This is a genomic window from Enterobacter cloacae complex sp. 6730903 (assembly GCF_048283985.1).
Taxonomy (GTDB): domain Bacteria; phylum Pseudomonadota; class Gammaproteobacteria; order Enterobacterales; family Enterobacteriaceae; genus Enterobacter; species Enterobacter hormaechei_C.
The window spans coordinates 148983-170285 of sequence record NZ_JBLVXX010000004.1 but is presented as its reverse complement, the minus strand read 5'-3'; the positions used below and the strand labels follow the sequence as shown (position 1 = coordinate 170285).

19 protein-coding genes are annotated in these 21303 nt (G+C 50.3%); 13 read left to right on the top strand and 6 right to left on the bottom strand.

Annotated features, from left to right (window positions below; all coding sequences use genetic code 11):
- Positions 1-116: 116 nt before the first annotated feature.
- The 4 genes from ACNQ0W_RS03585 to silR form a co-directional block, all read right to left on the bottom strand.
- Positions 117-467 carry a DUF305 domain-containing protein gene (locus ACNQ0W_RS03585; RefSeq protein WP_000647571.1) on the bottom strand — a complete coding sequence of 117 codons (351 nt, stop codon included), beginning with the start codon at positions 465-467 and terminating at the stop codon, positions 117-119.
- Between the two features lie 147 nt (positions 468-614).
- Positions 615-1046, bottom strand: coding sequence for a silver-binding protein SilE (silE, locus tag ACNQ0W_RS03580; RefSeq protein WP_000790485.1), 432 nt, complete (start codon positions 1044-1046; stop codon positions 615-617).
- Positions 1047-1290: 244 nt separating this feature from the next.
- Entirely contained in the window at positions 1291-2772 is a 1482-nt protein-coding gene (gene silS, locus ACNQ0W_RS03575) for a copper/silver sensor histidine kinase SilS (protein ID WP_032980331.1), read from the bottom strand.
- Positions 2765-3445: a copper/silver response regulator transcription factor SilR gene (gene silR / locus ACNQ0W_RS03570; RefSeq protein WP_000697968.1), complete on the bottom strand. Its 681-nt coding sequence runs from the start codon at positions 3443-3445 to the stop codon at positions 2765-2767. The genes silS and silR overlap by 8 nt, the downstream gene beginning before the upstream one ends.
- Before the next feature lie 189 nt (positions 3446-3634).
- Between silR and silC the strand changes: the two genes are divergently transcribed.
- The 7 genes from silC (at position 3635) to ACNQ0W_RS03535 (ending at position 13302) form a co-directional block, all read left to right on the top strand.
- Entirely contained in the window at positions 3635-5020 is a 1386-nt protein-coding gene (gene silC, locus ACNQ0W_RS03565; protein WP_000475506.1) for a Cu(+)/Ag(+) efflux RND transporter outer membrane channel SilC, read from the top strand.
- Positions 5021-5047: 27 nt separating this feature from the next.
- Positions 5048-5401 carry a cation efflux system protein CusF gene (gene cusF / locus ACNQ0W_RS03560; protein WP_001246155.1) on the top strand — a complete coding sequence of 118 codons (354 nt, stop codon included), beginning with the start codon at positions 5048-5050 and terminating at the stop codon, positions 5399-5401.
- Between the two features lie 113 nt (positions 5402-5514).
- Entirely contained in the window at positions 5515-6807 is a 1293-nt protein-coding gene (gene silB, locus ACNQ0W_RS03555) for a Cu(+)/Ag(+) efflux RND transporter periplasmic adaptor subunit SilB (RefSeq protein WP_000157620.1), read from the top strand.
- A 10-nt stretch (positions 6808-6817) separates the two neighbouring features.
- A complete protein-coding gene (gene silA / locus ACNQ0W_RS03550; RefSeq protein ID WP_000574029.1) occupies positions 6818-9964 on the top strand; it encodes a Cu(+)/Ag(+) efflux RND transporter permease subunit SilA in 3147 nt (1048 codons plus the stop codon).
- Between the two features lie 85 nt (positions 9965-10049).
- A complete protein-coding gene (locus ACNQ0W_RS03545; protein WP_000758228.1) occupies positions 10050-10490 on the top strand; it encodes a DUF411 domain-containing protein in 441 nt (146 codons plus the stop codon).
- Positions 10491-10616: 126 nt separating this feature from the next.
- Positions 10617-13064: an Ag(+)-translocating P-type ATPase SilP gene (gene silP / locus ACNQ0W_RS03540; protein ID WP_001353604.1), complete on the top strand. Its 2448-nt coding sequence runs from the start codon at positions 10617-10619 to the stop codon at positions 13062-13064.
- A gap of 40 nt (positions 13065-13104) precedes the next feature.
- On the top strand, positions 13105-13302 hold the full coding sequence (locus tag ACNQ0W_RS03535) for a DUF2933 domain-containing protein (RefSeq protein ID WP_000843494.1): 198 nt from the start codon (positions 13105-13107) through the stop codon (positions 13300-13302).
- A gap of 33 nt (positions 13303-13335) precedes the next feature.
- Here ACNQ0W_RS03535 and ACNQ0W_RS03530 read toward each other — a convergent pair whose 3' ends face one another.
- Both ACNQ0W_RS03530 and ACNQ0W_RS03525 read right to left on the bottom strand, forming a co-directional pair.
- A complete protein-coding gene (locus ACNQ0W_RS03530; protein WP_000287501.1) occupies positions 13336-14073 on the bottom strand; it encodes a peptidoglycan DD-metalloendopeptidase family protein in 738 nt (245 codons plus the stop codon).
- A 288-nt stretch (positions 14074-14361) separates the two neighbouring features.
- Positions 14362-14811 (bottom strand): copper resistance protein, encoded by a 450-nt coding sequence (locus ACNQ0W_RS03525; protein WP_001023257.1) that lies wholly within the window; start codon positions 14809-14811, stop codon positions 14362-14364.
- Positions 14812-15045: 234 nt separating this feature from the next.
- On the opposite strand from ACNQ0W_RS03525, the gene pcoA reads away from it, so the two are divergent.
- Genes pcoA through pcoS form a run of 6 tightly spaced genes read left to right on the top strand, consistent with a single transcriptional unit; the run spans position 15046 to position 21245 of the window.
- The gene (pcoA, locus tag ACNQ0W_RS03520) at positions 15046-16863 is read left to right on the top strand and encodes a multicopper oxidase PcoA (protein WP_032980332.1); all 1818 of its coding nucleotides are present in this window, start codon (positions 15046-15048) and stop codon (positions 16861-16863) included.
- A 5-nt stretch (positions 16864-16868) separates the two neighbouring features.
- Entirely contained in the window at positions 16869-17759 is an 891-nt protein-coding gene (gene pcoB, locus ACNQ0W_RS03515) for a copper resistance outer membrane transporter PcoB (RefSeq protein WP_001378118.1), read from the top strand.
- Between the two features lie 39 nt (positions 17760-17798).
- Complete coding sequence (gene pcoC, locus ACNQ0W_RS03510; RefSeq protein WP_000025662.1) at positions 17799-18179, top strand: copper resistance system metallochaperone PcoC; 381 nt, start codon at positions 17799-17801, stop codon at positions 18177-18179.
- A gap of 55 nt (positions 18180-18234) precedes the next feature.
- Positions 18235-19113, top strand: coding sequence for a copper resistance inner membrane protein PcoD (pcoD, locus tag ACNQ0W_RS03505; protein WP_229692861.1), 879 nt, complete (start codon positions 18235-18237; stop codon positions 19111-19113).
- 54 nt (positions 19114-19167) lie between these two features.
- On the top strand, positions 19168-19848 hold the full coding sequence (gene pcoR / locus ACNQ0W_RS03500) for a copper response regulator transcription factor PcoR (RefSeq protein WP_045327195.1): 681 nt from the start codon (positions 19168-19170) through the stop codon (positions 19846-19848).
- Entirely contained in the window at positions 19845-21245 is a 1401-nt protein-coding gene (gene pcoS / locus ACNQ0W_RS03495) for a copper resistance membrane spanning protein PcoS (RefSeq protein WP_001211180.1), read from the top strand. The genes pcoR and pcoS overlap by 4 nt, the downstream gene beginning before the upstream one ends.
- Positions 21246-21303 lie beyond the last annotated feature (58 nt).

Genomic DNA, 21303 nt, shown 5'->3' with positions numbered 1-21303 from the left:
GGAGTACAGAGTAGTAAAAACCCGAAATTAATCGGGTTTGAATTATATAAAGATTAACCGACTCCCGCGCCCAGGAACGATGTAAAATCACGCTTGTCGTGACATTTCTACAATGTTTACTTTTGACTATCAAGCCATTTATTCATCTGCTCAATTTCACCTTTTTGAGCTTTAATGATGTCCTGCGCGAGCTTTCTCATTTTCGGATCTTTTCCGTATTTGAGCTCGGTCTCAGCCATTGCTATTGCCCCTTCATGGTGCGCTACCATGCCTTTCGCAAAAGCCTTGTCGGGATCGGACTCATTTACGGCAGCCATCATTTTGTCATGCATGTCTTTCATGCCAGCCATATATTCCTGTGACGAAGCCGAGGTAGACATATCAGTCATTTTCATTTCTGAATGTTCTGCTGAAATCGCTGGCAGGGATAACATTAATACTGCAAATAAAGTGTTTCTGGCTTTCATAAAAAATATCCTTTTAGCGTTGATGCCCGTTAACTGTAGCAGAATCTGATAAAAATGCCCCCTGTAGGGGGCAAAGATGTTGCCATATATCCGGTTACGGAAAAATCTATCAAGGAAATAAGGACAGCACAGATACTTCCCTCGCCGTCAGCCTGCACTGAGCATGCGACGATGCGCTTCGGCCATGGCCTGATGTGGGCCAGACTGACCGTTATTCATAAATTCATGGGCAACTGCAGCTCTTTCATGCTCATTCATTGCCGCTAATGACTTCGACGGCCCGGTAGGGGAAACGGTCTGACTTCCCATCATCCTCTGATGACTTTCCACCATTTTCTGGTGCGCATCCGCCGACCCGTTCGTCATGGTTTCATGAGCAATAATGGCCTGTTCATGCTGGTCCATACCGGCCATACGAGGTGCAGTCCCCTGGATCCCGACAGGAGCCGCAGCAGACTGCATCTGGTGAGCAGGTGCCTGTGCATTGTTGACCCGCTCATGGATATTCACGGTTTCAGTGGCCCAGGCCGAAGAAATTAAGCCAAAGCCCAGCAAGGATGCTAATACGATATTTTTCATGATAACTCTCCATTTCTTAATTAGTGATGTCCGGGGGAGTACAACCGGTGTTTTCAGTTCCATAACTGAAACAGGTTCGGAAGTGTTTATTTCTCCGGGAGGGGACTGGATATTCATTTCCTGGCGTCCACTGACGCCGGATATTGATAAAGCAATCCAGCCTTCCTGATAAGTTGCACTAATTATATCGAATGGCTTCTGTTTGCTGCATGACAGGCTAATGACATCTTTGTCATTTAAATCTTTATTCCCAGCACTGGGTGTCCGGAATCATTTTCTCCAGTCTGGGCACGGATAAGATAAAACGCGTTGAGTGTACGTCCGATTCCACCTGCACTCTTCCGTGATGTGCTTCCACGATTGACTTCACAATCGCAAGGCCGATGCCGCTGCCTTCTCCTTTTCGTTGTCTGGACGGATCCACCCGATAAAAACGGTCAAACAACCTTGATAAATGCTCTTCAGGGATTGGTTTCCCCGGATTTTCAATCACAAGGTCAAAAAAGCTCTCCTGCTCTCTTATTGAGACGGTGATTGCCTGTCCCTCCGGGGTATAACGCAGGGCATTGGATAACAGATTATTGATCGCCCTTCTGAACATTTGTGGATCTCCCTCAACCAGGCAGGGCATCCCGTTAAATTTGAGCGTGATATTGCGTTCTTCGGCCCAGGCTTCGAAAAACTCGAAGACTTTCATGACTTCCGCTCTGAGGTCAAACATGACCCTGTCAGGTATCAGCTGATTATTATCTGCCTGTGCCAGGAACAGCATATCGCTGACCATTTTGGTCATCCGGTTATACTCTTCAAGACTGGAATAGAGGACATCCTCAAGTTCCCTCTGTGTTCGATCCTGACTCAGTGCGATTTCAGTCTGCGTCACCAGATTGGTGATGGGCGTTCTGATCTCATGCGCGATATCGGCAGAGAAATTGGCCTGGCGGGTAAAGACATCCTCAATCTTTCCAATCATATGATTGAACGAGATAACCAGTTGCTCCAGCTCAATGGGAACGCGTGTCGGTTCCAGTCGCGCATCAAGATTCTCGGAGGTGATGTTTTTAATGGCATTGCTGACATTACGAAGGGGCAGGTGCCCCTGACGGACAGCGATTCGAATGATCAGAACAATCAACAGGCTTATCACGACGGCAATCGCAATCAGGTTCTTTTTCAGCGCATCGAGGTAATGGAGATGGAAATTAATGGATAGGCCAGTCAGCATGACATAGTTCTGCTGTTTGCCCTGAAATATCGCCTGACCAGAGGAGGCGATAATCCTGTATGTTTCCATCTTCATTTCGGACCCGGTATCCATCGGTCCCGCAGGCTCCTCCACCGTCCAGAGAAAGACATCCCGTGCGCGGCTGTGCTCGCTAAAATCTGCTGAATTCACTGCCGGGCGTAGTGCCGCCCCCTGAGCTGAGCTAAAGAGCACTTCCCCCCTGGGATTGAGGAGCAAAAGGGCAACGTTGCGGTAGCTGGCAATTGATTCCTTTATTTTGCTTATTTTTTTATCATCCGGATCCACCGGGGACTGCAGTATACGGTTCAGTGTGGTGCTGATTTGTTGAAGATCGCTGACATCCTGCTCGGCAAAATGATTTTCAACAGAATGCAGCATAAACCAGGTGAATGCGATAAAAGCCAGTATCGTGGACAGGCTGATAAAAAAGGTCAGCCGCAGAGCGAGTGAGAAAGGGCGTCTGGAAGGTTTGCTATGCATCCGGGACCTCCAGCATGTAGCCCACGCCCCGGACTGTCTGGATCAGCTTTGTCTCGTAATCGTTGTCTATTTTAGCGCGGAGTCGCTTTACTGCGACATCGATCGCATTAGTGTCGCTGTCAAAATTCATGTCCCAGACCTGAGAGGCAATCAGGGAGCGGGGAAGAACCTCTCCCTGATGGCGAATGAAGAATTCCAGCAGGCTGAACTCTTTACTGGTGAGCACAATGCGGTTTCCGGCGCGACTGACTTTTCTGGATACGAGATCAATCGAGAGGTCAGCCACCTTAAACTGGCTTTCCGTGATCATCGTGTTTCCCCGCCTCAGAAGGGTTCTCACCCGGGCGAGCAGTTCGGCAAACGCAAAGGGTTTAACCAGATAATCGTCCGCACCCAGTTCCAGTCCTTTGACCCTATGTTCGATCGTGCCGAGGGCTGTCAGCAGTAAGACCGGCATACCCTTTCCGGCAGTGCGCAGCATGCGGATGATATCCCAGCCGTTCACATCAGGTAGCATGATATCCAGAATGACTAAATCATACTCGGCTGTCATGGCGAGATGATATCCGGTAAGACCATTATCAGCGTGATCCACTACGAACCCTGCCTCTGTAAGCCCTTTGCTGAGATATTCACCTGTTTTAATTTCGTCTTCGACGATCAATATTTTCATCTTGCTCCCCGGCTGGCTGCTAATGTCATTCTATTGCGCCCACGATCGTTATCAACGGATTACAGCAAAAATGACAACATTGTCATTATCCTGTCACCCGGCAAACAGAGAGCGTTAGGTAAAGTACCCCTATCAATACTCTGGACTTCATTTGAACCATTTACCAGGTCTGCCTGGACGAGAAGCGTTATGTTCAAATTAAAATTACTCAGCATTAGCACGATATTCATCCTGGCAGGCTGCGTGTCGCTTGCGCCTGAATATCAGCGGCCCGCAGCACCGGTACCCCAGCAGTTTTCACTGTCCCATAACAGCCTGACGCCAGCGGTAAATGGCTATCAGGATACGGGCTGGCGTAACTTTTTTGTCGATCCCCAGGTTACCCGGTTGATCGGTGAAGCTCTGACTAATAACCGTGATTTGAGAATGGCTGCCCTGAAGGTTGAAGAGGCCCGAGCCCAGTTCAACGTCACGGATGCAGATCGTTATCCCCAGCTGAATGCCTCATCCGGGATAACATACAGCGGTGGTCTGAAAGGTGACAAGCCGACCACACAGGAGTACGACGCGAGACTGGAGCTCAGCTATGAGCTCGATTTTTTCGGCAAACTTAAGAACATGAGTGATGCTGATCGCCAGAACTACTTTGCCAGCGAAGAAGCCCGTCGGGCCGTACACATCCTGCTGGTATCCAACGTTTCACAAAGCTATTTCAGCCAGCAACTGGCGTACGAACAACTTCGTATTGCGCGGGAAACGCTGAAAAATTATCAACAGTCCTATGCTTTCGTTGAGCAGCAGCTCGTGACCGGGAGTACGAACGTTCTGGCACTTGAACAGGCGCGAGGACAAATCGAAAGTACCCGCGCCGAAATAGCCAAACGAGAAGGCGATCTGGCTCAGGCAAACAATGCCCTGCAACTGGTGCTGGGAACGTACCGCGCACTTCCGTCAGAAAAAGGGATGAAAGGCGGGGAGATAGCCCCAGTAAAATTGCCACCAAATCTGTCTTCACAAATTTTGCTGCAGCGACCGGATATTATGGAAGCGGAATATCAGCTGAAAGCGGCTGATGCCAATATTGGCGCAGCGCGAGCGGCCTTTTTCCCCTCAATTACCCTGACCAGTGGTCTTTCCGCAAGCAGTACGGAGCTGTCCAGCCTGTTTACGTCAGGAAGTGGAATGTGGAATTTTATCCCTAAAATTGAAATTCCTATATTTAATGCTGGCAGGAATAAAGCCAATCTGAAGCTGGCTGAAATTCGCCAGCAACAGTCGGTGGTTAATTACGAACAAAAAATTCAGTCAGCCTTTAAGGATGTTTCCGACACGCTTGCGCTGCGCGACAGCCTTAGCCAGCAACTTGAGTCACAGCAGCGTTATCTTGATTCACTTCAGATAACTCTCCAGCGTGCCAGAGGATTGTATGCAAGTGGTGCTGTCAGTTACATCGAAGTGCTGGATGCAGAACGTTCCCTCTTCGCTACCCAGCAAACCATTCTCGATCTTACCTATTCCCGGCAGGTTAACGAAATTAATCTGTTTACCGCGCTGGGTGGCGGTTGGGTAGAGTAAATTTATTTAATTAATCAGGAAATTAAAATGCGTAATTCACTTAAAGCCGTTTTATTTGGTGCCTTCTCTGTCATGTTTTCTGCCGGTCTTCATGCTGAAACACATCAGCATGGCGATATGAATACTGCCAGTGATGCTTCGGTACAGCAAGTTATCAAGGGCACCGGTGTCGTTAAAGACATTGATATGAATACTAAGAAAATCACCATTTCGCATGAAGCAATTCCAGCGGTGGGCTGGCCTGCAATGACCATGCGCTTTACTTTTGTTAATGCAGACGATGCTATTAATGCCCTGAAAACAGGCAACCATGTCGATTTCTCGTTTATTCAGCAGGGCAATATCTCCTTACTCAAAAGCATTAACGTGACGCAGTCCTGATTGGCTGTCCGGAGCGATTACATCCTGTGCGCCTGTACATTCACATAGGTATATGTGTGAGTTAACCGTCAGGCGCATATGCCAGGTGTTTTGATTTTTTAGCGGAAAATTGTATGGCTTCTTTAAAGATAAAATATGCTGCAATAATTATCAGCAGCCTCATAGCAGGGGGGCTGATATCGGTTACTGCCTGGCAGTATGTAAACTCAGCACAAAAGACTGAAAAAACAGAACAAAAGGCACCGGAACGAAAGGTGCTTTTCTGGTATGACCCAATGAAACCGGATACCAAATTTGATAAACCCGGAAAATCGCCCTTTATGGATATGGACCTGGTGCCAAAATATGCTGATGACAGTGGCGATAAAAGCAGTGGCGGGATCCGTATCGACCCAACCCAGGTTCAGAATCTGGGATTAAAAACGCAAAAAGTCACGCGAGGAATGCTGAATTATTCTCAGACAATCCCGGCTAATGTCAGCTATAACGAGTATCAGTTTGTTATTGTGCAGGCGCGTTCTGACGGGTTTGTCGAAAAAGTCTACCCCATGACGATTGGCGATCATGTGAAGAAGGGGACGCCACTTATCGATATTACCATTCCGGACTGGGTGGAAGCACAGAGTGAATTCCTTCTGTTATCCAGCACCGGTGGTACTTCCACGCAAATTAAAGGCGTTCTGGAACGGCTTCGCCTGGCAGGTATGCCGGAAGAGGATATTCAGAGACTGCGTTCTACCCGGAGCATTCAGACCCGTTTTACCATTAAAGCACCTATTGATGGTGTCATTACTGCATTTGACCTGCGCACCGGCATGAATATTTCGAAAGATAAGGTGGTGGCTCAGATTCAGGGAATGGACCCGGTCTGGATCAGCGCTGCAGTGCCAGAATCTATCGCCTATCTGCTGAAAGATACGTCGCAGTTTGAAATTTCGGTACCGGCTTATCCGGATAAAACATTCCATGTCGAAAAATGGAATATTCTTCCCAGCGTGGATCAGACAACCCGTACGCTTCAGGTCCGTCTCCAGGTTTCTAATAAGGATGAGTTTCTCAAGCCGGGCATGAATGCCTATCTGAAACTGAATACCAGAAGCCAGGAGATGCTGCTGATACCAAGCCAGGCCGTTATCGATACCGGCAAAGAACAGCGCGTGATTACTGTTGATGATGAAGGCAAGTTTGTGCCGAAACAGATCCACGTTCTGCATGAGTCACAGCAACAGTCCGGCATCGGCTCCGGCCTGAATGAAGGCGATACCGTGGTGGTCAGTGGCCTGTTCCTCATTGACTCTGAAGCCAATATTACGGGCGCACTGGAACGTATGCGCCACCCTGAAAAAACAGAAAGCAGTATGCCAGCAATGTCTGACCAGCCTGTAAATATGCATTCAGGGCACTGAGGAGACGACGATGATTGAATGGATTATCCGGCGCTCTGTCGCCAACCGTTTCCTGGTCATGATGGGGGCCCTGTTTCTCAGCATCTGGGGCACATGGACGATTATTAACACGCCTGTCGATGCCTTGCCTGACCTGTCAGATGTGCAGGTCATTATCAAAACCAGCTATCCCGGCCAGGCCCCGCAGATTGTAGAAAACCAGGTCACCTATCCACTTACCACCACCATGCTGTCCGTGCCTGGCGCAAAAACCGTGCGTGGTTTTTCACAGTTCGGTGATTCGTATGTGTATGTCATTTTTGAAGACGGCACCGATCTGTACTGGGCCCGTTCCCGCGTGCTGGAGTACCTGAACCAGGTACAGGGAAAACTGCCCGCCGGTGTGAGTTCTGAAATCGGTCCGGACGCCACGGGGGTGGGCTGGATATTTGAATATGCCCTTGTCGATCGCAGCGGAAAACACGACCTTTCAGAACTGCGTTCTCTGCAGGACTGGTTCCTGAAATTTGAGCTGAAAACCATCCCGAACGTGGCTGAGGTCGCTTCGGTTGGCGGCGTGGTGAAACAGTACCAGATTCAGGTCAATCCGGTAAAATTGTCTCAGTATGGTATCAGCCTGCCCGAAGTGAAACAGGCCCTTGAATCGTCTAACCAGGAGGCCGGTGGCTCATCCGTTGAAATGGCCGAAGCTGAGTATATGGTCCGTGCCAGCGGTTATCTTCAGAGCATTGATGATTTTAATAACATCGTCCTGAAAACAGGCGAGAACGGCGTGCCGGTTTATCTGCGGGATGTTGCCCGCGTGCAGACCGGGCCTGAAATGCGGCGTGGTATTGCCGAGCTGAACGGCCAGGGCGAAGTCGCTGGCGGCGTGGTGATCCTGCGGTCGGGTAAAAATGCACGCGACGTTATCACGGCAGTGAGGGATAAACTTGAGACGCTGAAGGCCAGCCTGCCGGAAGGCGTTGAAATCGTGACCACCTACGATCGCAGCCAGCTCATCGACCGGGCGATTGATAACCTCAGTTCCAAACTTCTGGAAGAGTTTATCGTGGTGGCCATCGTCTGTGCCCTGTTCCTGTGGCACGTACGTTCTGCCCTGGTGGCGATTATCTCTCTGCCGCTTGGTCTGTGTATCGCCTTTATCGTCATGCACTTCCAGGGACTGAACGCCAATATCATGTCGCTGGGAGGGATAGCGATTGCCGTCGGTGCGATGGTGGATGCCGCCATTGTGATGATTGAGAATGCGCATAAGCGGCTTGAGGAGTGGGATCATCAGCATCCGGGTGAGCAGATTGACAACGCCACCCGCTGGAAGGTGATTACCGATGCCTCCGTTGAAGTGGGACCCGCACTGTTTATCAGCCTGCTGATCATCACCCTGTCCTTTATTCCTATCTTTACCCTGGAAGGTCAGGAAGGACGTCTGTTTGGCCCGCTGGCATTCACGAAAACGTACTCCATGGCGGGCGCGGCCGCGCTGGCCATCATCGTCATTCCGATTCTGATGGGATTCTGGATCCGGGGGAAAATTCCTGCAGAGACCAGTAACCCCCTGAACCGGGTACTGATCAAAGCGTATCATCCATTGCTGTTGCGGGTTCTCCACTGGCCAAAAACAACCCTGCTGGTTGCGGCCTTGTCCATTTTCACCGTTATCTGGCCGCTGAGCCAGGTGGGCGGTGAGTTTCTGCCGAAGATTAACGAGGGCGACCTGTTGTATATGCCGTCGACCCTGCCGGGTGTCTCTCCGGCTGAAGCTGCAGCGCTCCTGCAGACGACGGACAAGTTAATCAAAAGCGTTCCTGAAGTGGCCTCTGTATTTGGCAAGACCGGTAAAGCAGAGACCGCCACGGATTCCGCACCGCTCGAAATGGTTGAAACCACGATCCAGCTCAAACCTGAGGATCAGTGGCGTCCAGGCATGACGATTGACAAGATTATTGAAGAACTCGACAGGACCGTCCGTTTACCGGGGCTGGCAAACCTCTGGGTGCCGCCAATCCGTAACCGTATTGATATGCTCTCAACCGGGATCAAAAGCCCGATAGGTATCAAGGTGTCCGGAACGGTTCTGTCCGATATCGATGCAACGGCGCAGAGTATCGAAGCGGTCGCCAAAACCGTACCCGGCGTAGTGTCTGCTCTCGCAGAGCGACTGGAAGGCGGGCGCTACATTGATGTGGATATCAACCGGGAAAAAGCCTCCCGCTACGGAATGACGGTGGGCGATGTGCAGCTGTTCATCTCATCAGCCATCGGCGGCGCGACGGTAGGGGAAACGGTTGAAGGCGTGGCCCGGTACCCGATTAATATCCGCTATCCGCAGGATTACCGGAACAGCCCGCAGGCCCTGAAACAGATGCCGATCCTGACCCCGATGAAGCAGCAGATCACGCTGGGCGATGTTGCGGATATTAAGGTCGTTTCCGGGCCGACTATGCTGAAAACGGAAAATGCCCGTCCAGCCAGCTGGATTTACATTGACGCGCGCGGCAGGGATATGGTGTCGGTGGTTAATGACATTAAAACGGCGATCAGTCAGAAAGTGAAACTGAGACCGGGTACCAGCGTGTCATTCTCCGGACAGTTTGAACTGCTTGAGCATGCCAACAAGAAACTGAAGCTGATGGTGCCGATGACGGTGATGATCATCTTCATCCTGTTGTATCTGGCATTCCGCCGGGTTGATGAAGCCCTGCTGATCCTGATGAGCCTGCCGTTCGCCCTGGTTGGCGGGATATGGTTCCTGTACTGGCAGGGCTTCCATATGTCTGTCGCAACCGGAACGGGGTTTATCGCTCTGGCCGGGGTGGCAGCAGAGTTTGGCGTGGTCATGCTGATGTATCTGCGTCATGCCATTGAAGCGCACCCGGAATTGTCCCGTAAAGAGACGTTCACACCGGAAGGCCTTGATGAAGCCCTCTATCATGGTGCCGTACTGCGTGTCCGGCCGAAAGCCATGACCGTGGCGGTGATCATTGCGGGTCTGCTGCCAATACTCTGGGGAACCGGTGCAGGTTCAGAAGTCATGAGCCGTATCGCGGCACCCATGATTGGTGGGATGATCACGGCTCCGCTGCTGTCCCTGTTCATTATTCCTGCCGCCTACAAATTAATCTGGCTGCGCAGACATAAAAAAAGCGTGTCCTGAACCTGAAAGGGCACCCCTGTGGGTGTCCTTCTTTACTGATTCACCCTGACGTCAGGGTTTAAATCGATAATATACAGAGGTGAGTATGAAAAAAGTGGTTCTGATGGCGCTGGCTCTCGGCCTTTCACTGCCCGCGATGGCGAGTGAAAAAGTGATTGATATGTACAAATCTGAAAACTGTGGCTGTTGTTCCCTGTGGGGCAAAGCGATGGAAAAAGACGGGTTTGAAGTACGAACTCACGTCATGAATGATCAGGCGCTGTCAGCCCTGAAAGAAAAGCATGCTATTCCTGCAGGACTGCGAAGTTGTCATACCGCGGTTGCCGGTAATTTGATCATTGAAGGCCATGTGCCTGCGACAACGATACATAAGGCAATGCAGTCTGGTTCAGGTATATACGGTCTCGCCACCCCCGGTATGCCAGCAGGAAGTCCTGGAATGGAGATGGGAGCCCGAAAAGAGGCTTACGATGTTATCGCATTCTCACCGGATGGAAGTAAAAAAGTCTTCCAGCGAATCGAATAGTCAGCGGAACGGCTGATAACGGGACGCCGGTAGCAGGCACTCCTGTGCCGGCGATATTCGTGGTAATCGCATCCATGACATACCCTGAAGACAGAAGATGCTTCGGTATGCATAAGGAGAGTTACTGTGAAAAATGACAATGCAGTGCAACACAACAACCAGACTGCTTCTGAGCAGACATTATCCCCGGACGAGGGCCACGTATTGCATAAGGTGAGAGATCCCGTGTGCGGGATGGCCATCCTGCCCGACAGGGCGCACAGCAGCATTCGATACCAGGACCACCAACTTTATTTCTGCTCCGCCAGCTGTGAGAGTAAATTTAAAGCCCATCCCGATCGTTATCTTACCGAAGATGCCAGTGAACATTCCCATCACCATCACCACGATCATCACGAAGTCAGCCCTGATCAGATAAAACAGCCTCACCACCAGGCGGAAAAAGAGAATTCTGAAGGTGTGTGGACATGTCCGATGCACCCGGAGATACGCCGCAGTGGTCCCGGAAGCTGTCCTGTCTGTGGAATGGCACTGGAGCCGCTCGTAGCTACGGCATCCACGGGGCCGAGTGATGAACTTCACGACATGACAAGACGCTTCTGGCTGGGGTTGTTGCTGGCGTTTCCGGTTCTGGTACTCGAAATGGGATCTCATCTGTTTCCCGAGTTGAGGAATACAGTACCGCCACAGTACAACACATGGCTGCAGCTGCTTCTGGCCTCCCCTGTCGTGTTGTGGTGTGGCTGGCCATTCTTCGCCCGGGCCGGAATGTCGTTACGTAACCGCTCCCTGAATATGTTTACCCTTGTTGCAATGGGGACCGGCGTAGCCTGGGTTTACAGCGTCATTGCAACCGTCTTCCCCTCCTGGTTTCCTGCATCGTTCAGAAACATGGATGGCCTGGTGGCCGTTTATTTTGAAGCCGCAGCAGTTATTACGGTGCTTGTTCTGCTGGGACAGGTTCTTGAGCTGCGGGCACGGGAACAAACCTCAGGCGCCATTACTGCGCTTCTGAACCTTGCCCCCAAAACCGCCAGACGGCTGGATCATGACGGTCATGAAACGGATATTAATGCGGAAGATGTCCTGCCTGGCGATAAGCTCCGCATCAGACCTGGAGAGAGTATTCCGGTCGACGGTATCGTGATCGAAGGCAAAACAACCGTTGATGAATCGATGGTGACCGGGGAATCTATGCCGGTTACCAAAACGGAGGGTGACCCTGTCATCGGGGGGACCATTAATCAGACAGGGAGTCTCATCATCCGTGCAGAGAAAGTCGGTGATGAAACAATGCTCTCACGAATTGTTCAGATGGTCGCTGATGCACAGCGTTCGCGTGCCCCCATCCAGAGAATGGCTGACAGCGTTTCAGGCTGGTTTGTTCCTCTGGTGATACTTATCGCGGTTGTTGCTTTCGTGATCTGGTCTGTCTGGGGGCCCGAGCCCAGGATGGCGCACGGTCTCATTGCGGCTGTGTCGGTCCTGATTATTGCCTGTCCCTGCGCGCTGGGGCTGGCCACGCCGATGTCGATAATGGTGGGGGTGGGCAAAGGAGCCCAGGCCGGGGTGTTAATCAGGAATGCCGAAGCCCTTGAGCGTCTTGAAAAAGTGGACACGCTGGTTGTCGACAAAACAGGCACGCTCACGGAAGGTTCGCCTACGGTGACAGGGATTATCAGTCTCAATCCGGGTGGGGAAACATCTCTTTTGCGTGTAACAGCCGCAGTGGAAAAAGGCTCGCAGCATCCGCTGGGTATGGCAGTAGTTAAAGCAGCACAGGAAAAGGGGATCGCAATACCCGCAGTCACTCATTTCGATGCACCGTCGGGTAAAGGTGTCTCAGGCGATGTCGAAGGTCAACGGGTTGTTATTGGTAATGAACTGGCTATGCAGGAAAACAGTATAGTTATTGATAATCAAAAGGCCGTTGCGGATACGTTGCGGATGGAAGGCGCTACCGTTATCTATGTGGCCACAGACGGGGACCTTGCAGGCCTGATAGCTATCTCGGATCCCGTGAAAACAACCACGCCGGATGCGCTTAAAGCTTTGCGTCAGGCGGGGATCCGCATCGTTATGCTCACCGGGGATAACCAGCTTACTGCTGAAGCAGTCGCACGGAAACTGGGAATAGATGAGGTTGAAGCCGGAATTCTGCCGGATGGCAAAAAAGCAGTGATAACCCGACTGAAAGAGTCTGGCCATGTGGTTGCGATGGCCGGAGACGGTGTGAATGATGCCCCGGCGCTGGCAGCGGCTGACGTGGGTATAGCCATGGGAACGGGTACAGATGTGGCAATTGAAAGTGCCGGAGTCACCCTTCTCAAAGGCGACTTGATGATACTGAACAGGGCCCGTCATCTGTCAGAGATCACCATGAAAAATATCCGTCAGAATCTGTTTTTTGCATTTATCTACAACGCACTTGGCGTGCCTGTGGCTGCAGGTCTGCTTTATCCTGTGTATGGAATACTGCTGTCGCCAGTTATTGCGGCGGCGGCCATGGCTCTTTCCTCCGTCAGCGTCATTGTGAATGCGTTGCGTCTGAAAAGTGTCAGGCTCGGGAAATAACACTGAGTGAAGGGTCAGTTACGAACAGAAGGAGTCCAGTATGAAAAGTACCACCTATGCGCTTATTGCTGTCGCCGCGATCGCGGCATTTGCCCTCCTGCGCGAACACTGGTCACATGTGGCAGGTTACTGGCCATATCTGTTATTGCTGGTCTGCCCGCTAATGCATCTTTTCCACGGCCACGGAGGGCATGGAGATCATCAACATCACGGAAGTGAAAACGATAAAAAAAATTAATCCGGCAGACGGGGCCGCGTCGCGGTCCCGTTATCAGTCCAGGTATCGTTCGTAGTCTCTGGCATGCGCAAAGGCATGCTGTTCGAGTTTGTTATCAGCGGGTGCCGCTGCCCGGAACGCCAGAGAGTTAACAGGGTTGTTATTGATGACCAGCTCGTAATGCAGATGAGGACCGGATGAACGTCCGCTGTTACCGGATAACGCAATAGCACCTCCCCGTGTAACCCTGGCCCCTTTAGTAACGAGTATTTTATTGAGGTGGAGATAGCGAGTTTTAACACCGGCTTTTCCCGTTACTTCAACAAAATATCCCATGGTACTGTTGTATTCGGCCCGGGTGATTTTTCCGTCGATGACGCTGACTATTTTCGTGTTCATGGGCATGGAATAATCAATGCCATTATGGGGACTCACTTTTCCCGATACCGGGTTAAGTCTTGCAGGATTGAAAGGCGAACTGAGTCTTGCTGTGGCCGGTAACGGATAATCGAGACTGCCTTTCCCGGAAGTATCGGAAAGGTTATAGAACTTTTTATCTGATATACGATACGCCGTGTAATTAAATGAACCGGACGTAAATTTATAGGCCACGACACGTGATTTTCCCGCTTTCTTTTGCAGTACGAGTTTTAATGATTCATTTTTTTTCAAATGCCGCAGATTAAACCGGGAAGGCAAGGAGCGCTGAAGAGTAGCGATCTCGTTCGATTCCAGCCCCGAGCGGGTGGCTGAAAGGTAGGCATTTTCTTTTACGACATCGGTAGAATACATTTACTGGAATTCGCCGTTAGCATGAACACTGCGGCGTATGCTAGGGGTTTTCAGGAGGCGTGTCATCTGTCAGTTAATCGGGAGCACCGTTGATGGTCGTCATTTTTGTAACATATCTTGTTTCCCGTTTGCTCCTGAAGCTCTGGGAACTGTATGACCAGCCCGACGGTGATGATTAACGGGACTGAAACAGGTTACGGCAGAGCAATATGGGGCTCATGTCCTGCTACGTAACCCGTCAGTAAAGCCCTGCTGCGCACCTGACGCTAAGCACTAACCCGCCTGCAGTTACCTGGTCGAATACAGCCCGCGAAGCTTTCTTGCCTGCGTCTGATGTGCTTCCGCACCGGCATTATTGACCTGCTCATGCACGAGAGCGGCTTTTTCTCCGGCATTCAGTTCGTTAAAAGAAGAAGACGAGGTCTTTGAATTTGCATCACTGCCGGACAGCATTTTTTTATGTTCCTCAATCATTTTCTGATGCGCATAGGACGCGCTGTTGTTCATAAATGAATGAGCAACAATGGCCCTTTCATGTTCATTCATTTCAGAGAATGAGGGCGTGTTGTTTTTATTAACCCTGTCCGGTAAGTTTTCATGCGTCGAGGAATTCACATGACTGACGGCTGAGGCATTATTAACAAATCGATGTGCTTCATGGGCAATATCACTGGACTGAGCAAAAGCTGCCCCACAAAATAAAGCTGTAAACGCAGTGGTCGTGATTAATATATTCATGTGTAATTACCTTCTGAGGTACATAAAAGATGTCCTTATGATCATATATAAAAATAATCAACCTGTGGGGAAGATGACGTAAATGTAATACAGCTATGTACATTACACGATTGTAATGAATTTGTTTCTTAAGGTGTGCTAGATTCATTTCATTGTAAGTGGATGAACCAGTAATTTAATTTAAATCGGTTCTCGAATTCTGTCAGTAACCATACTTTAAATAAGGGAATGCGCATGCTGTTGAAAACGTCTCGACGAACTTTCCTGAAGGGGTTAACCCTCTCTGGCGTAGCCGGAAGTCTTGGCGTATGGAGTTTCAATGCGCGTTCCAGTCTGAGCCTGCCAGTTGCCGCATCCCTGCAGGGTACTCAGTTTGACCTGACCATTGGTGAAACGGCCGTCAATATCACGGGCAGTGAGCGTCAGGCCAAAACAATCAATGGAGGCCTGCCGGGGCCCGTTCTTCGCTGGAAAGAAGGTGACACCATTACCCTGAAGGTCAAAAACCGTCTTAATGAACAGACGTCCATTCACTGGCACGGCATTATTCTTCCGGCCAATATGGATGGTGTTCCGGGGCTGAGTTTTATGGGCATAGAGCCTGATGATACCTACGTTTACACCTTTAAGGTTAAGCAGAACGGGACTTACTGGTACCACAGCCATTCCGGTCTGCAGGAACAGGAGGGGGTATACGGTGCCATTATCATCGATGCCGGGGAGCCAGAACCGTTTACTTACGATCGTGAGCATGTGGTCATGTTGTCTGACTGGACCGATGAAAATCCTCACAGCCTGCTGAAAAAATTAAAAAAACAGTCGGATTACTACAATTTCAATAAACCAACCGTTGGCTCTTTTTTCCGCGACGTGAATACCAGGGGGCTGTCAGCCACCATTGCCGATCGGAAAATGTGGGCTGAAATGAAAATGAATCCGACTGACCTCGCGGATGTCAGTGGCTACACCTACACCTATCTCATGAACGGGCAGGCCCCGCTGAAAAACTGGACCGGACTGTTCCGTCCCGGTGAAAAGATACGCTTACGGTTTATCAACGGCTCGGCAATGACCTATTTCGATATCCGTATCCCCGGGCTGAAAATGACGGTCGTGGCTGCAGATGGCCAGTATGTAAACCCGGTTACCGTTGACGAATTCAGGATTGCCGTTGCCGAAACCTATGATGTCATTGTGGAGCCTCAGGGTGAGGCCTATACCATCTTCGCACAATCCATGGACAGGACCGGTTACGCTCGAGGGACACTGGCCACGAGAGAGGGGTTAAGTGCTGCCGTTCCCCCCCTCGATCCCCGTCCTCTGTTGACCATGGAAGATATGGGTATGGGGGGAATGGGACATGATATGGCAGGAATGGACCACAGCCAGATGGGAGGCATGGGTAACAGCGGAGAGATGATGTCTATGGACGGTGCTGACCTTCCGGATAGCGGGACATCCTCCGCGCCCATGGATCACAGCAGCATGGCCGGTATGGATCATTCCCGGATGGCCGGAATGCCGGGTATGCAAAGTCATCCTGCGTCAGAAACGGATAACCCACTGGTTGATATGCAGGCGATGAGCGTCTCTCCGAAATTAAATGATCCGGGTATTGGTCTTCGAAATAACGGAAGAAAGGTTCTCACGTACGCGGATTTGAAAAGCCGCTTTGAGGATCCTGACGGACGTGAACCTGGCCGTACCATAGAACTGCATTTAACCGGCCACATGGAAAAGTTTGCCTGGTCATTTAACGGAATCAAGTTTTCAGATGCCGCACCGGTGCTGCTGAAATACGGTGAGCGGCTCAGGATCACGCTGATCAACGATACCATGATGACTCACCCCATTCACCTGCATGGTATGTGGAGCGATCTGGAAGATGAAAACGGTAATTTCATGGTTCGTAAACACACAATAGATGTTCCCCCTGGTACAAAACGCAGTTACAGAGTGACAGCAGATGCGCTTGGCCGCTGGGCGTATCACTGCCATTTGCTCTATCACATGGAAATGGGAATGTTTCGTGAAGTCCGGGTGGAGGAATGATGCGAATGAAGAGAAATTTGAAGGCCATACCTGTTCTGGTCGCCGGTTTGTTTACCTCACAGCTTTCTATTGCGGCGGGCTCCGTCTCTGCAGATCCCCACGCCGGGCACGACATGTCTGCCATGCAGATGCCAGCAGATGAGAATTTCACTGAGATGACGTCAATGGAGCCCATTGTAACTGAGAGCAGAACGCCAATTCCGCCTGTTACCGATGCCGACCGGAAGGCTGCATTCGGCAATTTACAGGGGCATGCGATTCACGACAGTGCGATTAATTATCTGGTTCTGCTGGATCAACTGGAATGGCAACGGTCGGATAACACCAACAATTTCAGCTGGAGTGTTAACAGCTGGATTGGAGGCGACACAGATCGGATTTGGCTAAAGAGTGAAGGTGAACGAAGCAATGGGGAAACGGAGGCGGCTGAAGCGCAGTTACTCTGGGGACATGCGGTTGGCCCATGGTGGGATTTGGTTGCGGGTGTCAGGCAGGATTTCAGACCTGCTTCTGCCCGGACCTGGGCTGCTGTCGGTTTTCAGGGGCTGGCACTCTATAATTTTGAGTCTGAAATTACGGGTTTTGTCAGTAATGGCGGAAAAGCAGCCCTTCGTCTGGGAGGAGAATACGACGTTTTACTGACTAACCGGCTCATACTCCAGCCATCCTATGAGGTGAATTTCTACAGTCAGGATGATGAATCGCGGGGTCGCGGCAGGGGACTGACTGACACAGAGCTGGGGCTCCGGCTGCGCTATGAAATACGCCGTGAGTTTGCACCCTATATAGGCGTTTCCTGGAATCAACTTTACGGGAAAACATCCGATATGGCGAAAAGAGAAGGTGAGAAAGACCATCAGGTAGTATTCCTGGCGGGAGCCAGAATCTGGTTTTAACGCACTGATATAAAACACTCAACTAAACAGGTAAATAAAATGTCGATTTTAAATAAAGCCATTCTTACAGGTGGCCTCGTTATGGGCGTTGCTTTCTCTGCTATGGCCCATCCGGAATTAAAAAGCTCTGTGCCACAGGCTGATTCAGCCGTAGCGGCCCCGGAAAAGATTCAGCTTAATTTCTCGGAAAATCTGACCGTGAAATTCTCAGGTGCAAAATTAACGATGACGGGTATGAAAGGCATGTCATCACATTCTCCGATGCCGGTCGCGGCAAAAGTGGCGCCAGGCGCTGACCCTAAATCGATGGTCATTATTCCGCGAGAGCCTTTACCCGCTGGCACTTATCGTGTTGACTGGCGCGCGGTTTCTTCAGATACGCACCCTATTACCGGTAATTACACCTTTACAGTGAAGTAATATTATGAACGACCTGATTATGATTGTTATTCGTTTTCTTCTTTATCTGGATTTGATGGTAATATTTGGATTGCCATTTTTTCAGATATATGGAATAAGCGGTGTCAGACATGAAACCTATAACCTGACTAATTTCAGGTCGTTTATAACTTTTGCTGTTGTTACAGGCATCATTCTTACTGGCATTAATATGCTCCTGGTATCTAATGCCATGAGTGGAGTAACTGACCTCAGAGAATTATCCATCCATGTTATCGAGATGGTGATAGAAGAAACTGATGTGGGTATTAGCTGGATTGTCAGGCTCTGTGCCCTGTTTACCACACTCGGTGCTTTGTTCCTTTACACTAATAAGAGAGTATTGTCCTGCCTGCTGATGACGATGAGTGGGGGCGTGGCGCTGGCTACACTTGCCTGGGGAGGACACGCCGTTATGCATGACGGTCTGCATTACTATCTCCATTTACTGAGCGATCTGACCCATCTCGGCGCTGCAGGTGCCTGGACAGGTGCTCTGGTTGCATTTGCTATCCTGCTGATGCGCAGAAACGAGCATAATGCACAGAGCGTCATTGTGATATCTGACTCCCTGGCAAAATTTGCCACGGCAGGAACGGTGATTGTTGTAGCCCTGATCCTGAGTGCGCTGGTCAACTATCTGTATATTGCTGAGGGTAACTTAACTCCCTTATTCAACAGTTCCTGGGGGAGGATATTGCTTGCCAAGACGGCTCTGTTTGTTCTGATGCTTCTTCTGGCTGCAGCAAACCGGTTTCACCTGGGTCCCCGGCTTGAAGTTATGGTCAGGGAAGGGAATTATGATCGCAGCGTTGCCCTGATGCGAAACAGCATCCTGACAGAATTCGTTGTTGCGATTATCATTCTGGGCGCCGTAGCGTGGCTCGGAATGCTTGCTCCGTCTCAGGTCAGCTAGGGGACAGCCAAAGCTCATGCGTGAGATTTTTACTTTCATATCAGCGAGTTGACCATGCAGCGTATTTTAATCGTTGAAGACGAACAAAAAACAGGTCGTTACCTGCAGCAGGGACTGGTTGAGGAAGGCTATCAGGCCGATCTCTTTAATAATGGCCGCGATGGTCTCGGGGCCGCGTCGAAGGGACAGTATGATTTGATAATACTGGACGTGATGCTGCCTTTCCTCGACGGGTGGCAAATCATCAGCGCACTGAGGGAGTCCGGGCACGAAGAACCGGTCCTGTTTTTAACCGCAAAGGACAACGTGCGGGACAAAGTGAAAGGACTGGAGCTTGGCGCAGATGACTACCTGATTAAGCCCTTTGATTTTACGGAGCTGGTTGCACGTGTAAGAACCCTACTGCGCCGGGCACGCTCGCAGGCCGCAACAGTCTGCACCATCGCCGATATGACCGTTGATATGGTGCGCCGGACCGTGATCCGTTCGGGGAAGGAGATCCATCTCACCGGTAAAGAATACGTTCTGCTTGAGTTGCTGCTGCAACGCACCGGAGAAGTGTTACCCAGGAGTCTTATCTCGTCCCTGGTCTGGAACATGAATTTTGACAGTGATACGAATGTGATTGATGTCGCCGTGAGACGTCTGAGAAGTAAAATTGATGATGACTTTGAGCCAAAACTGATCCATACCGTTCGCGGTGCCGGATATGTCCTGGAGATCAGAGAAGAGTGAGGTTCAAAATTTCCCTGACCACACGCCTGAGCCTGATTTTTTCTGCGGTGATGCTTACGGTATGGTGGTTATCAAGTTTTATCCTGATTAGCACCCTTAATGGCTATTTCGATAATCAGGACCGCGATTTTCTGACAGGTAAACTTCAGCTCACCGAAGAGTTTCTTAAAACAGAGACGTTCAGGAACAAAACGGATATTAAGTCATTATCAGAAAAAATAAACGATGCGATGGTGGGGCACAATGGCTTATTCATTTCTATAAAAAACATGGAAAATGAAAAAATTGTTGAACTCTATGCCAAAAATTCTGTTGTTCCAGCGGTCCTGCTTAATAAGTCGGGTGATATTCTCGACTATATGATCCAGACGGAAGAAAATAACACCGTGTACCGCAGTATCTCGCGGCGGGTTGCCGTGACGCCGGAACAGGGTAAAAGCAAACATGTCATCATTACGGTTGCCACGGATACTGGGTATCACACCCTGTTTATGGATAAGCTCAGTACCTGGCTGTTCTGGTTCAATATCGGTCTGGTCTTTATTTCTGTTTTTCTGGGCTGGCTGACCACACGTATTGGTCTGAAACCGCTACGGGAAATGACCAGTCTGGCTTCCTCCATGACCGTACACAGCCTGGATCAGCGTCTAAATCCCGATCTGGCTCCGCCGGAAATCTCTGAGACCATGCAGGAGTTCAATAATATGTTTGATCGCCTGGAGGGGGCATTCCGGAAACTGTCAGATTTCTCGTCTGACATCGCGCATGAGCTGCGCACACCAGTCAGTAATCTGATGATGCAGACGCAGTTTGCACTGGCTAAGGAAAGGGATGTTTCGCATTACCGCGAAATTTTATTCGCTAACCTGGAAGAACTGAAAAGGTTGTCACGAATGACCAGTGACATGCTTTTTCTGGCACGTTCAGAGCATGGTCTGCTGCGGCTGGATAAACATGATGTGGATCTGGCAGCCGAACTGAATGAATTACGTGAGTTGTTCGAGCCCCTGGCAGACGAAACAGGAAAGACAATCACGGTTGAAGGAGAGGGCGTTGTTGCCGGAGACAGCGATATGCTCCGACGTGCTTTCAGTAACCTGCTTTCCAATGCAATCAAGTATTCTCCCGATAACACCTGTACAGCGATACACCTTGAGCGTGACAGTGACTGTGTGAACGTGATGATTACGAATACGATGTCCGGCCAGGTTCCCGCTAATCTGGAACGTTTGTTTGACCGGTTCTATCGCGCAGACTCATCAAGGTTCTACAACACGGAAGGCGCGGGGCTGGGATTATCAATTACAAGGTCGATCATTCATGCTCACGGCGGCGAGCTGTCAGCAGAACAGCAGGGGCGTGAAATTGTGTTCAAAGTGCGCCTGTTAATGGATTAATCCCGTTGTTCAGGAGAAACCTGGAAGGTGACAAAATTGTCATCATTCAGTCACGCGA